General features: G+C 43.1%; 12 protein-coding genes. All 12 read left to right on the plus strand.

The annotated features are described in order from the left end of the window. Positions 1–199: 199 nt before the first annotated feature. Complete coding sequence (locus FR7_RS05125; RefSeq protein ID WP_007931702.1) at positions 200–1726, plus strand: tagaturonate reductase; 1527 nt, start codon at positions 200–202, stop codon at positions 1724–1726. A gap of 5 nt (positions 1727–1731) precedes the next feature. Continuing rightward, positions 1732–3213, plus strand: coding sequence for a UxaA family hydrolase (locus FR7_RS05130; protein WP_007931701.1), 1482 nt, complete (start codon positions 1732–1734; stop codon positions 3211–3213). Positions 3214–3248: 35 nt separating this feature from the next. Beyond that, complete coding sequence (locus FR7_RS05135; RefSeq protein ID WP_007931698.1) at positions 3249–4271, plus strand: zinc-binding alcohol dehydrogenase family protein; 1023 nt, start codon at positions 3249–3251, stop codon at positions 4269–4271. Positions 4272–4416: 145 nt separating this feature from the next. After that, on the plus strand, positions 4417–5736 hold the full coding sequence (locus tag FR7_RS05140) for an MFS transporter (RefSeq protein ID WP_007931695.1): 1320 nt from the start codon (positions 4417–4419) through the stop codon (positions 5734–5736). A 108-nt stretch (positions 5737–5844) separates the two neighbouring features. Then, positions 5845–7122: a nickel pincer cofactor-dependent isomerase, group 22 gene (locus FR7_RS05145; RefSeq protein WP_007931693.1), complete on the plus strand. Its 1278-nt coding sequence runs from the start codon at positions 5845–5847 to the stop codon at positions 7120–7122. Between the two features lie 66 nt (positions 7123–7188). After that, positions 7189–8142, plus strand: coding sequence for a sugar kinase (locus tag FR7_RS05150; RefSeq protein ID WP_007931691.1), 954 nt, complete (start codon positions 7189–7191; stop codon positions 8140–8142). Positions 8143–8155: 13 nt separating this feature from the next. Next, entirely contained in the window at positions 8156–8797 is a 642-nt protein-coding gene (locus FR7_RS05155; RefSeq protein WP_007931689.1) for a bifunctional 4-hydroxy-2-oxoglutarate aldolase/2-dehydro-3-deoxy-phosphogluconate aldolase, read from the plus strand. A gap of 234 nt (positions 8798–9031) precedes the next feature. Continuing rightward, a complete protein-coding gene (locus FR7_RS05160) occupies positions 9032–9541 on the plus strand; it encodes a DUF6803 family protein (RefSeq protein WP_007931688.1) in 510 nt (169 codons plus the stop codon). Between the two features lie 11 nt (positions 9542–9552). Continuing rightward, the gene (locus FR7_RS24125; protein ID WP_139181560.1) at positions 9553–9750 is read left to right on the plus strand and encodes a hypothetical protein; all 198 of its coding nucleotides are present in this window, start codon (positions 9553–9555) and stop codon (positions 9748–9750) included. A gap of 229 nt (positions 9751–9979) precedes the next feature. After that, the gene (locus FR7_RS05170) at positions 9980–10168 is read left to right on the plus strand and encodes a hypothetical protein (protein ID WP_007931687.1); all 189 of its coding nucleotides are present in this window, start codon (positions 9980–9982) and stop codon (positions 10166–10168) included. A gap of 333 nt (positions 10169–10501) precedes the next feature. After that, on the plus strand, positions 10502–11800 hold the full coding sequence (locus FR7_RS05175; RefSeq protein ID WP_007931685.1) for a TolC family protein: 1299 nt from the start codon (positions 10502–10504) through the stop codon (positions 11798–11800). Between the two features lie 25 nt (positions 11801–11825). Next, positions 11826–13100: an efflux RND transporter periplasmic adaptor subunit gene (locus FR7_RS05180; protein ID WP_007931684.1), complete on the plus strand. Its 1275-nt coding sequence runs from the start codon at positions 11826–11828 to the stop codon at positions 13098–13100. Positions 13101–13107: the final 7 nt, after the last annotated feature.

Here is a 13107-nt window from a genome sequence, read left to right on the forward strand (position 1 = left end):
AAATGTTTTTGACAATCTTAACAATCTATTTAGAAAGTAGCCTCTCGGAAAGTCTCATTTAGGACGGCAAAGGATGAGCATAACTAACGCTTCGCCGTTATACTTAACCTACGCTTATATTTATGCTCATCCTTTGCCTGTTTACGGCTATCTATGGTTGTTTTCCGAGAGGGCACTGAAAAAGAAGAGAGGGGAATCTATGAAAAAATTAAATGGGGAGCTTTTGCGCAGTGATTTCTTTTTGCCAGAAGATGCTGCAGCGCAAATCAACTCAAGCAATTTACCAGAAAGGGTGATCCAATTTGGTGAAGGCAATTTTCTAAGAGCGTTTGTTGATTGGATGATTCATCAGCTTAATAAGCAGGGCAAGTTTAATGGCAGGGTGGTGGTGGTGCAGCCAATTGCCCAAGGACTAGCCGGCAAATTAAATGAACAGGATGGTCTGTATACTCTATTGCTGAGGGGCTTGCAAGACGGACATCCCGTAGAGCAAAAAGAGATTATCAGTTCAATCAGCAGAGGAATTAATCCCTATACGGATTGGGATGCTTATCTTAAGTGTGCGGAGAACCCTGCTATTGAGTTTGTGATTTCAAATACGACCGAGGCGGGCATTGCTTATGATGAAAATGATCGTTTGGATCATAAGCCGCCAAGTTCTTTTCCTGGTAAGCTGGCTGCCTATTTGTATCACCGCTTTCAGTATTTTCAGGGGAACCCGGATAAAGGCATGGTCATCATTCCTTGCGAACTGATTGATCGTAATGGTGATAATCTAAAAGAAGTTATCCTTACACTTTGTGATGCCTGGAGCTTGCCGAAAGAATTTAAATCATGGGTCTGCAATCATAATTATTTCCTTAATTCGTTAGTGGATCGAGTGGTAACAGGTTATCCAAAAGATGAAATAACAACTCTTGAAACGAAACTGGGTTATAGTGATCAATTAATTAACACAGGTGAGCTCTTTCACCTTTGGGTAATCGAAGGACCACAGGAATTGGCAAAGCGGCTGCCCTTTGCAGAAGTTGGTCTTAATGTCATTTGGACTGAGGATATGACGCCCTATCGTACACGAAAAGTACGCATTTTAAATGGAGCTCATACCGCTTCTGTTCCGGCAGCATTTTTATATGGGCTGGAAGAAGTCGGAGAAATGATGGATCATGAAGTGTTAGGGAAATATGTGAGACAGATTGTTTCTGATGAGATTATTCCCTCCATTCATTTGGATAAAAAAATGCTGACTGAATTTGCAGATTCCGTAATCGAACGTTTTCAGAACCCATACATCAGACATTATCTGATCAGCATTTTACTCAATTCTTCATCGAAATTTAAGGCCAGAGTTTTGCCCTCCATTATAGAATATCAGCATCTCCATGGTGTATTGCCTGAAAAACTGACCTTTTCATTAGCGGCGCTGATTGCTGTGTACAAGGATGGGAAAGTGGCAGACAATGGTATGCAGGCAAAACGGGAAAAAGGCGAATTTGTGATGAAAGACGATGTGCCGGTATTGGAATTCTTTGGGGAGACCTGGAAAGCATTTGATGGCAGCCAGGAAAGTATCATCGCTGTAGTAAAAACTGTTTTAGAAAATGCTGCTATTTGGGGGCAGGATCTGAATCAAGTTAATAATTTGACGGAAAAAACGGCTGACTATCTATATCAAATTGTTAACGATGGTATGCAAGTTACTGTTGCACGGCTGATTAGGAGGTAACGGAGATGTCATTGTTAAAAATCCATGAGGCTGATAATGTAGCTGTTACTCTCGATGATGTAAAAAAAGGAGAGCAGCTTACAGTAGGATCTACTGCAATTACTGCTCTCGATGACATTGATAAAGGGCATAAAATGGCCTTGCGTGACTTAAAAGAAAGCGAGCATATCATAAAATATGGCTTTCCCATTGGACACGTAGTGAGAGATGTTGAGGCTGGCAGCTGGGTGCATGCTCATAATATTAAGACTAACCTTGGAGATATGCTGGAATACACCTATGAGCCGGATCTGCCTCAAGAACAGTTTGTTACTTGTAATCAAACCTTTAAGGGATACAGACGGGAAGACGGACGGGTTGGAGTCCGGAATGAGATCTGGATTATCCCTACGGTAAGCTGTGTGAATCGGGCGGCTCAATTGCTGGCTGAGCAGGGCAATGAAATTGCTGCTGCAAACATTGACGGTGTCTTTGAATTTACTCATCCTTATGGCTGTTCCCAGCTTGGTGAGGATCATCTGACAACCCAGCGTATATTGGCAGCTTTGGTCAATCACCCCAATGCTGGCGGTGTGCTGGTACTTGGACTCGGCTGTGAAAATAATAATATTCCAGAATTTAAAAAGATACTGGGAGATTATGATCCTGGGCGGGTTAAGTTTTTAGCAGCCCAAGAGGTGGAAGACGAACTTGCAGCTGGCAGAGAACTCATAGAAGAGTTAATTGCATATGCCAGCCAATACAAAAGAGAAGAGTGCCCTGTTTCTGAGCTGGTTGTAGGTTTAAAATGCGGCGGTTCTGATGGCTTTTCAGGTATTACCGGCAATCCATTGGTTGGAGCTTTTTCCGATAAGCTGATTGCCTGCGGCGGCAGCACCGTTTTGACGGAAGTGCCGGAGATGTTTGGTGCTGAAACGATTTTGATGAAACGAGCTAAAGATCAAGCAGTATTTGATAAAACGGTGAAGCTGATCAATGATTTTAAGGACTACTTTATGTCATATAATCAGCCCATTTATGAAAATCCATCCCCCGGTAATAAAAAAGGCGGCATTTCCACCCTGGAAGAAAAATCACTAGGCTGCACGCAAAAAGGCGGCCGCAGCATTGTTGTGGATGTACTGGACTATGGTGAATCCGTAACACGCAAGGGACTGAACCTTTTAAATGGACCAGGCAATGATGCTGTAGCGGCAACGGCCCTGGCAGCTGCCGGCTGTCATATCGTTTTGTTTACTACTGGACGTGGTACACCTCTGGGTACGGCAGTACCGACCATAAAAGTAGCTACGAATAGTGAGCTGTTTAGACGCAAAGCCAATTGGATGGATTTTAATGCCGGAAAATTGCTGGAAGGTCAATCGATGCAGGTTGTGACAGATGCGTTTTTCTCCTATATCGTAGAAGTTTCTTCAGGGCGGCTGTCTAAATCAGAAAGTATGGGTTTTAGGGAGATTGCCATCTTTAAAAATGGCGTGACCTTATAACAAGAACCCAAATAAAATCAATGGAAAGAGAGTGTATGAAAAGGATGAAAGCTATTTATTTGCAATCCCCCGGGGATATTAAAGTGGAAGAAGTCGCTTATCCACAGCGTGGAGAAAATGATGTTTTAATTAAGACACGGAGTTTGGGAATATGCGGTTCCGATATCGGTGCCTATATGGGGACCAATCCTCTTGTATCCTATCCTCGGATTATTGGACATGAGGCAGCTGGTGAAGTGGCAGCAGTGCCAGAAGGGGAAACGGAACTGGCGGTTGGTGATCATGTGGTCATTGAACCTTATGTATACTGTGGCAAGTGTTACCCTTGTCAAAACAATCGTACGAATTGCTGCGAAAATTTGACTGTTCGAGGGGTACACATTGACGGAGCCATGTCAGAGTATTTTGTTCATCCCAGGAATTTAGTGCATAAAGTACCCAAAGAAATTCCTTGGAATTTGCTGGCTATGGTTGAACCGTTAACCATTTCCATGCATGCTGTGAAACGTTCCCGGGTAAAAGCAGGAGAACATGTGGCGATTACTGGATCTGGTCCTATCGGCCTGTTAGCTGCGCAGTATGCATTAACCTTGAATGCAATACCGATTGTAGTAGACCCTGTAGAAGAACGATTGGAATTTGCCAAGCAGCTAGGCGTAACATATACTGTTAATCCAGTGAAAGCTGACGCTGTTAATGAAATCAAAGCAATTACAAATGGCAGAATGGCAGAGGTCATTATCGAAGCATCAGGCAATGCTGCAGCTGTTCGCAGCACTATTGATTATGTATCTTATGCTGGAAGAATTTCTCTTGTAGGCTGGCCGAAAAGTGAGATTGCTTTGCCTACCGCTTTATTCACCAAAAAAGAACTGGACATTGTTGGTTCAAGAAACAGCTTCCACGCTTTCCCTGAAAGTGTCAAACTGGTAGGCGGGCACAAAGTGGATGTTGCCGCTGTAATCACAAAAACCATCTCTTTTGAAGAGGTTCCTGCATTAGTCAGCGATATTGCAGCCCATCCTGGAAACTATCTCAAAGTAGTGGCTTTGCTATAGTTTTGAGAAAAAAATGCAGTCTCAATGATTCCTTTCAAGGTTTCGTTGAGATGGAAAATTTCAGAAAACAGTGAATTGCGGTAAATTGATAGAGGTTTCGAATAAGGAGCTGCGAATATAAAAAAAATAGGAGAGTGTTATTAGTATGGCAGGAATCACTAGAACCGAACTTACCAATCACGCAATGGACAAAGCCAAGAACAAACTTGTACCCTTTATCCTGGTCATGTACATTTTTGCTTTTTTGGATCGCGCGAACATTGGTTTTGCAAAGCAGGCTTTTCAGTTGGATACCGGCATCAGCGATGCGGCTTTTGCTCTTGGTGCGGGCATCTTTTTCATCGGCTATGCGGTATTTGAAGTGCCAAGTAATATTATCATGCATCATGTGGGAGCAAGAGCCTGGCTGGCTCGTATTATGGTTACCTGGGGTCTGGTATCTGCCGGATTTGCTTGGGTTTCAACAGAAAATCAATTTTTAGGCTTGCGGGTTTTACTGGGAATTGCAGAAGCGGGCTTTATGCCGGCGATTGTATATTATTTTACTACCTGGTTTACAGAACGTCGTCGTAGTTCGGTAATGGGGCTTTTCTGGCTTGGACCGCCATTGGCATTCATTTTTGGTTCGCCTTTATCCGGAATACTGTTGGATATGAATGGGGTGCTTGGTTTTAAAGGCTGGCAGTGGATGTTCCTGGTAGAAGGAGTCTTGGCTGCTGCTATGGGTGTATGGGCATACTGGTATCTTGTTGATAAGCCTCAAGATGCAAAATGGCTTTCTGATGATGAGAAAAAAGCTTTGCTGAGTGAATTAGAAGAAGAAAATGCGGCAAAACCACAAGTAAAAGTAGGTCCGCTGAAAGTATTGGGTAATCCTAAGGTCTTATTCTTAGCTGCTATTTGCTTTATGATTCAAGTTAGTAATTATGGTTTGAATTTTTATTTGCCTACCCACGTTGCTGGATTATTAGGGAAAAAAGTAGGTCTGGAAGTTGGGCTGATCAGTGCGATTCCTTGGATTTGTGCATTAGCCGCTACCGTTCTTCTTCCTCGTTATTCTGATAAAACAGGCAGTCGTGGTGTTTTAGCTGCTATTATTATTGGTGCAGCAGGTGCAGGGTTCATTGTTTCCGCTACAGGAAGTCCGCTGCTTGGAATTTTATCCCTATGCGTAGTTGCCTGCGGAAACTTGGCTTGTCAGCCTATTTTCTGGACGTTGCCCAGCAGATTTTTAAGTGGTGTAGCTGCAGCAAGCGGGATTGCCTTTATCAATTCCATTGGCAACTTAGGCGGATTCCTTGCTCCCAACCTGCGTGTATGGGCTGAGCAGGCTTTTCACAATCCTTATGCAGGACTATATGCAATTGCAGTATCTGGTTTTATTGGGGCAATTCTGCTCTTGATCTCCGTTCCCCTTGGTATCGGACAGAATATCAAAGAGATATCAAAATCGGCTAATTCATAATCAATTGGAGCCGGATTGCTTTTCTTTATTGCAGTTTATAAAGCAAGAGTGGCTGTAATAAGTCACTCTTGCAATAGTTTAAATAAATGAATGTGGAGATGAATCACGATGCAATCACTCGATTTAAATAAGTTTCCAGAGGTTGAGCTGCCGCGGTTTATAAAAATCAAGCAGCATTTTAACCGACAAAAAGTGGAAGATATTCCTGGTGAGGTTCGTAAGAAAATGGAGCCTTATTTAGAGAATTTAAATGGTAAGCGGATTGCCGTAGGAGTCGGCAGCCGGGGGGTTGCCAATATTGCCTTGGTTACAAAAACGGTAGTGGATACGTTAAAAGAAGCAGGAGCCAAACCCTTCATTATTCCTGTGATGGGGAGCCATGGCGGAGCCACGCCGGAAGGGCAGGCTGATTTATTAGCTTCTTTTGGGATTAGTGAAAGTGCAATGGGAGTTCCGGTTGATGCTTCCATCGATGTGGAAACCATTGGTGAATTTGAACCTGGATCTCCGATTTATGTATGTAAAAGTGCCCTCGAGGCGGATGGGATCGTTATCATTCCAAGAATAAAGCCTCATACTTGTTTTCGAGGCCCCATTGAAAGCGGCATTTGTAAAATGCTTGTGATTGGACTTGGCAAAAGGCTGGGAGCAGATTCAGTTCATAGCCGGGGCTTCGATCGTTTTGCAGAGCTGATTCCGAAAATTGGATGCATAATCGCACAGAAAACCAAAGTACTGTTTGCTGTTGCTCTAGTGGAAAATGCCTATGAAGACACTTATAAAATTGAAGTCGTTCCCAAAGATGATATTTTGTTATTAGAGCGGGAAGCAGCTTTGTTAGAGGAAGCTCGTAGTTTAATGGGGCGTATTATGTTCCCTAAGTTTGATATATTGGTAATTGATGAAATTGGTAAAAATATTAGCGGCGACGGGCAAGATCCTAATGTTACCGGTCTGTATATTACCAAGTGTGTAAGCGGCGGTCCTGAGTTTAAAAAGAGCATTATTTTGGATGTTACGGAAGAATCCCACGGAAATGCCAACGGAGTTGGTATGGTGGATGTTACAACCCGCAAGCTGTTTGATAAAATTGATTATATCAGCATGTACACCAATGCATATACCAGTACTGAGGTAGAAGCCGTCAAGATTCCTATGGTTGCAGCTACTTCTGAAGATGCCTTGCGCATGGCGGTAAAAATGTGTAATGGAATTGATACAGGCCAACATAAAATTGTCTGGATACAAAATACCTTAGAATTAACAACGATGCTGATTAGTGAGCCTTTACTTGCAGAAGCCGAGGCGAATTCAAATATTGAAGTCATTTCCAGTCCCAAACCTTTGACCTTTGTTGAAGGAGAGCCTCAGAAAACCCTGATTTAATATAATATTAGGTTCATCGTATCATAAGAGTAAATCCTATAATCCGATGAACCAGGGAGGTCATTTATGAGTGAAGTGATTACAGTTGGCGAACCCATGGCCCTTTTGGTGGCTGATCACGAAGGTCCCCTTGAAGACATAGAACATTTTACGAAGTATGTTGCAGGTGCTGAAGTCAATTTTTCCATAGGTATGACTCGTTTAGGACACTCTGTAACTTATATTGCAAAGCTTGGTTTAGACCCTTTTGGCAAGTACATTAACAAATTCCTGCAACAGCAGAACATTAAAACTCCATATATAAAATTTGACGCCTCTAACCGCACTGGCATGCAGTTAAAGGCAAAAGTTAGTGTTGGAGATCCGGAAGTTTTTAATTTTCGCAAAGGTTCAGCTGCTTCTCATATGGATCTCCCCGACGTTGAGGACGTTGTATGGGAAAATGTCAGGCATTTGCATTTGACAGGAATACCGCCAGCTCTTTCGGCAACCTGCCGGTCGGTCACCTATAAATTGATTCAGAATGCAAGAGAGAATGGGGTTTCCATTTCCTTTGATCCTAATTTAAGGCTTCAATTGTGGGAGGACAAGGAGGAAATGGTTCAGATTATTAATGAGTTAGCTTCCCAGAGTGATATTGTTTTGCCAGGGGTTAATGAAGGTCTTTTATTAACGGGCAGCGATGATGAAAATGCCATTGCAGATTTTTATTTGAATAAAGGCGTTTCGACAGTGATTGTGAAGTTAGGAGAAAAGGGTGCTTTTGTAAAGACGAAAGTAGATTCTTTTATTGTGCCAGGTTTCAAAGTTAAAAAAGTTGTGGATACAGTTGGAGCTGGTGACGGATTTGCTGTAGGAGTGATTAGCGGACTTCTAGAAGGGCTTTCTCTTAACGATGCTGTACGCAGAGGGAACGCTGTTGGTGCACTTGCAGTCATGTCACCGGGTGACAATGATGGACTTCCTAATCCGGATCAGTTGGAAACCTACATGAATTCACAAAATGGCATAAATCGTTAAGGGGATAGATAAATTGGAAAAAGAAAAAGTAATTACGAAAATATGTGATGGTGGACTAGTAGCCGTCATTAGAGCAGAAACAAGTGAACAGGCAAAAAAAATTACGGAAGCATGTATTGCTGGCGGCGTCACTGCCATTGAGCTTACCTTTACAGTTCCTGGTGCTCACGAGATCATCAGCGACTTGGCGAAACTATATTCGCCGGAGGAAATACTGCTGGGAGCGGGCACTGTACTTGATCCTGAGACTGCTAGAATTGCAATTTTAAGCGGTGCTCAATATGTTGTTTCGCCTTGTTTGAACAGGAATACAGTCAAACTGTGTAATCGCTATCGTATACCGATCATGCCAGGAGCGATGACGATTAAAGAAGTCGTGGAAGGCATGGAGGCTGGTGCCGATATTATTAAAATATTTCCAGGGGAATTATTTGGACCTGCCTTTGTTAAAGCCATTAAAGGACCATTGCCTCAGGCGCGGATTATGCCTACAGGCGGTGTAAGTGTTGATAACGTAGGAGAGTGGATCAAGGCTGGATGCGTTGCTGTCGGCGTTGGCGGCAATATTACCGCAGGTGCAAAAACAGGTGATTACCAGTCGATCACAGACAAGGCAAAACAATTTGTGGAAGCGATACGCTTAGCTCGGTTATAAAAAAACATTTGAACCGCGAAGACCGCGAAGAAATGCAAAGGACATGAAGGAGTAATATGTACATTTGGTAAGTTCAGTAGGTATGTTTACTAGTTGTAACATTGGCAGCTTTAGATTGAAAGGAGCTATGTTAGCAGGATGAATCTCTCATAAATTCTTTATCATATCTTCACAAGATCTTCACATTTTTTTTGTATACTATTACTATACGTTCATGTGAGGAGAGTGTTGATTATGGTTATGACACACTATATGGAATTGCTGGCTGTTAACCAGCCATGGAATTTAATTTGGTATATGGTTATTCCTGTAGCCCTGGCGGAAGCGCTTGTTGCAACTGAATTTTTTACGGTTTTTCTACGTGGCTCCAATGCTGGTGGATGGAAAACAGCCAATAAGGCAATTGGTATTTTCCTAGGGTTTTACTTCCTGGGAGTCTTTCTTAATTTAATAACCACTGTTATTCCTACGATTCAATGGCGCGGTATTGCTGATATACTTGCAGTAGGCTCTTACCTCAGTGGTGTAATTCCGCTGTTTAGTATTGCTTTATTGGAACTTGGTGTAATCGGCAAGGGTAAATCGGATGATGAAAAGATGAAACTTCATTTTATACTGTTGACCGTGTTTCTCGTTGTTGCTCATGTGGCTATGATTTTCGGGATGGTTGATCCGACGATTATGGGATGGGATCCTAATGCTGCTGGCGGGAACATGCCACCTATGCAGCATCAGCATCCATAAAAATTTGAAATATGAATAGCAAAGCAGCTCTTCCTGCAGGAAAGGCTGCTTTGCTGTTTTTCTTTGAGGGTGTCATTGCTGGCAAAGGGGTCTGTAAGGAGAACGCTAAACACAAAGAAATGTCTATTTCCCCTTTGTGTCCTTTGCGTTTTTGTGGTTCAAAAAAATGCAAAATCGATCTTTTCTCCGTGTTCTCTGTGGTTTGGTAATGGTGTATCTGTTTTCATTGAAAATACAGCAGTTTTTCAATGCATCTTCATCAGTTATTCATATTGTTATTGTATGATAAGAGCAAAGATGCATTTTTTATAAAATAGGTTATTACATATTGAATCGATTCATGATACAGTTATTGGGTTTAGTGAATAAGCAGATAGAGTTTTATATGAGTATGAGAAGCTGTGAATCAGACAATAAAAGAATGGGGGAACAAAACAAATGAGTAGGAAGAAAAAAGTAATGAGAGCAATCTTTGCTGCTTTGGCAGCGGTATTTATATCCGGTACCGTTTTGCTGCCGACTGCGACCAAAGCATTTGCCGCCGAACCAACAAACCAAGAACAGTCAGCACCGCCGGAGGATGCCCCGAAGGATAACGGCAATGAGCATTCAGGCCACCATATGTAATAGCAAAGCAGCCCTTTATTAAAAGGGCTGCTTTTATCAATGAGTAAGAAAAGAGTACTGATTCATTATGAAATACAAATAATATGAGTTATTCAAACTTTCTTCATAAAATCTTCACATTAGTTGGATATGATAGACATCAATATAAAGATGTAATCGAGGTGAAATATAATGTGGGATTTACTTATGATCGAATTGGCAGTGATAGGGTATTTATGGTGCTATCTTACAAATCGGGCTGAGGGGCTGGTTGGTAAAGAAGAATAAGGATAAACCCAAATATCTAAGGTCAGTTTTTATGATTGTCTTCAATAAGGGGACGAAGGGGGATATATGAACGTAGGAAAATGGTTTCGATGCAAAGTATTATCATTGACTGCTATGCTCGTATTGGGAATTATAATACCAGTTATGGCGGAACAAGCCCAGGATACTCTGTCTTTAAAAGAGATAGTGGATACTGCCGTCAAGAATAATCCAGCCGTCATTGAGAGTCAAAAGCGCTGGGAAGAAAAAGAGGCCCGCATTCCCCTGGCGAAAGCCTGGACGAATCCTCAGTTTGGGATTATGAAAGATGATATACCTAAAAGCAGCTTAAATCCTTTTGATGCAATGATGACGGAATACACTTTTACCCAGGACATTATGAATCCGTCTAAATTAAAAGCCATGGGTAAAATGGCCGGCAGTGATGCTGCAATGACGAAAGCGAATTACCAAGATAAGCAGATGGAAGCCTATGCTGCGGCGAAAACTGCCTATTATGATCTGTTATATGCTGATAAAGCTTTAGAAATCGGCAAGGAAAATCAGCAGCTCATGGGCCAGCTGGTACAGATTGCTCAGGTTAACTATTCTACTGGAATGGTACCTCTGCAAGATACCTTGCGGGCTCAAACTGAATTTTCTAAGATGACTACTGACCTTTTGAGCATGACATCTATGGCGGCAGTAGCAAAAGCGAAAGTCAATACTGTTATCGGCCGTAAAGCCGACACCCCCTTCACAGTGAAAGAAGAGTTCAGTGCTCCGCCTCCTGACTTTGACTTGACCACCCTGCAGACAGAAGCCCAGGCTGAAAAACCAGCTGTTGTTGGCATGGAACAGCAAGTGGAGATGGCAAAGAATGGTGTGGAATTGGCAAAAAAGCAGCAGCTGCCAGATTATCAATTCAGCATTGGCTACAAAGATAGAAAACAAACGATGATGAGTGCGACACCTGATACCTGGAAAATGGAAGTTATGGTCATGCTGCCTATTTGGCAGGGGAAAAATAAAGCAGAAATTAAATCTGCTGCAGCTAGTTTGGAAGCAGCTCAGGCTTCATTGGCTACTATGCAGAGTATGACAGAGCTGGATTTGCAGATGGCACTGACTGAAGCGCAGTCTGCCTGGCGCCAGATCGACCTGTATAAGAATACCGTAATTCCCCAAGCGGAGCAAACCTATCAAGCCGGAGTTGTGAGCTATACCAATGGTAAAGTGGATTTTATGGCTGTCCTGGATAGTCTAAATGCTCTTCGCAATGTGCGATTGGATTACTATAAAGCTCGCGTGAATTATGAGAAAGCAGTGGCAGATCTGGAAAAAGCGGTAGGAAGACCTTTATTTACGAGCGGAACCCAGCCATAATGTGCAAGCAAAAGGAGAGGACAGCATGATTGAAAAACTACAGGCTAAGAAGAAGATGATCATAGGTGTGACAGCGGGTGTTCTAGTATTTGGCGGTGGCGGTTACTATTATGCTGCGCAGCACGCAAAGCCGACTGTAGATCATACCGGTCATCAGACAACGACTCCGGTTATGGCTATGGGTGATACCGTTACCTTAGATGCCAAGGCTAGGCAATTGTCCGGAGTGCAAACGGCCCAGGCAGTCGTAAAAGATATTATGAAGGAAATTAAGACCACGGGCAAACTTGCTATGAATGAAAGTGGACGCACGTATCTTACCTCCCGGGTGGAAGGGCGGGTTGATGAACTATATGTGACTGCTGACGGCGAATATATTGCCCCGGGGCAGGCCATCGCCGCTGTATACAGTCCAACCTATATTGCGACCCAGGAAGAATATTTACTAACGCTGGAAAATGTGCAGAAGCTGCAAAACGCTGGCAAAGATGTAGTTCAGATCAATAATCGTCTGCGGGATGCGGCAAAGCGCAAACTACAGCTGTTAAATGTGCCAGACAGTGAGATTGCTCATCTGGAACATACCCGAACACCCAAGGATCATATGATCATCTATGCCCAGTTTGGCGGCACGGTTTTGGAAAAACAGCTGCTGCCAGGAGCATTCATTATGCCGGGGGATAAAATGTACAGTTTATCGGATTTATCCACTCTTTGGCTGTATATCGATATTTATGAAAAGGATATAGCAGGCATTAAACTAGGTCAAAGAGTTGCAGTGACCAGTGGTGCCTATCCGGGAGAAGCTTTTAGCGGACAAGTGACCTTTATTAATCCGGTGCTGGATGATGCCACCAGAACAGTGAAAGTTCGGGTGGAGATGAGTAATCCTGGGGGCAGGCTGAAGCCCAATATGTTTGTTAATGCCAATGTTCAACTGCCTTTAGGGGACAGCGTGGTGATACCGGAATCCAGCATATTAGACTCCGGCAGCCGTAAGATTGTTTTTGTCGCTCAAAGTGAAGATACATTTGTTAAACGGGATGTAGTCACGGGGCAATATGCTGATGGCTATGTTCAAATTTTCTCTGGACTGCAGGCAGGTGAAACAGTAGTCACAGCCGCCACTTTCCTCATTGATTCCCAAACGAAATTAGGCAGCTTTGGCTCTCATGCCGGTCACGGTGGCGGGGCCGCTAAAGAGACGAGCGCACCAGCACCTGTGAATGGTACAAATAGCGGCGCGGCTGCTCCGGCACCTGCTTCCGGGAGTGAACACAGCGGCCATGGTGGTCAGTAAGGAGGGG

This window comes from Pelosinus fermentans DSM 17108 (assembly GCF_000271485.2).
Taxonomy (GTDB): domain Bacteria; phylum Bacillota; class Negativicutes; order DSM-13327; family DSM-13327; genus Pelosinus; species Pelosinus fermentans.

What these genes read in the sequence shown, in the direction of transcription:
- FR7_RS05145 (WP_007931693.1), top strand. Translation starts at nt 5,845, where the DNA reads ATGCAATCACTCGATTTAAATAAGTTTCCAGAGGTTGAGCTGCCGCGG.
- FR7_RS05125 (WP_007931702.1), top strand. Translation starts at nt 200, where the DNA reads ATGAAAAAATTAAATGGGGAGCTTTTGCGCAGTGATTTCTTTTTGCCA.
- FR7_RS05130 (WP_007931701.1), top strand. Translation starts at nt 1,732, where the DNA reads ATGTCATTGTTAAAAATCCATGAGGCTGATAATGTAGCTGTTACTCTC.
- FR7_RS24125 (WP_139181560.1), top strand. Translation starts at nt 9,553, where the DNA reads ATGAATAGCAAAGCAGCTCTTCCTGCAGGAAAGGCTGCTTTGCTGTTT.
- FR7_RS05150 (WP_007931691.1), top strand. Translation starts at nt 7,189, where the DNA reads ATGAGTGAAGTGATTACAGTTGGCGAACCCATGGCCCTTTTGGTGGCT.
- FR7_RS05160 (WP_007931688.1), top strand. Translation starts at nt 9,032, where the DNA reads ATGGTTATGACACACTATATGGAATTGCTGGCTGTTAACCAGCCATGG.
- FR7_RS05170 (WP_007931687.1), top strand. Translation starts at nt 9,980, where the DNA reads ATGAGTAGGAAGAAAAAAGTAATGAGAGCAATCTTTGCTGCTTTGGCA.
- FR7_RS05180 (WP_007931684.1), top strand. Translation starts at nt 11,826, where the DNA reads ATGATTGAAAAACTACAGGCTAAGAAGAAGATGATCATAGGTGTGACA.
- FR7_RS05140 (WP_007931695.1), top strand. Translation starts at nt 4,417, where the DNA reads ATGGCAGGAATCACTAGAACCGAACTTACCAATCACGCAATGGACAAA.
- FR7_RS05135 (WP_007931698.1), top strand. Translation starts at nt 3,249, where the DNA reads ATGAAAAGGATGAAAGCTATTTATTTGCAATCCCCCGGGGATATTAAA.
- FR7_RS05175 (WP_007931685.1), top strand. Translation starts at nt 10,502, where the DNA reads ATGAACGTAGGAAAATGGTTTCGATGCAAAGTATTATCATTGACTGCT.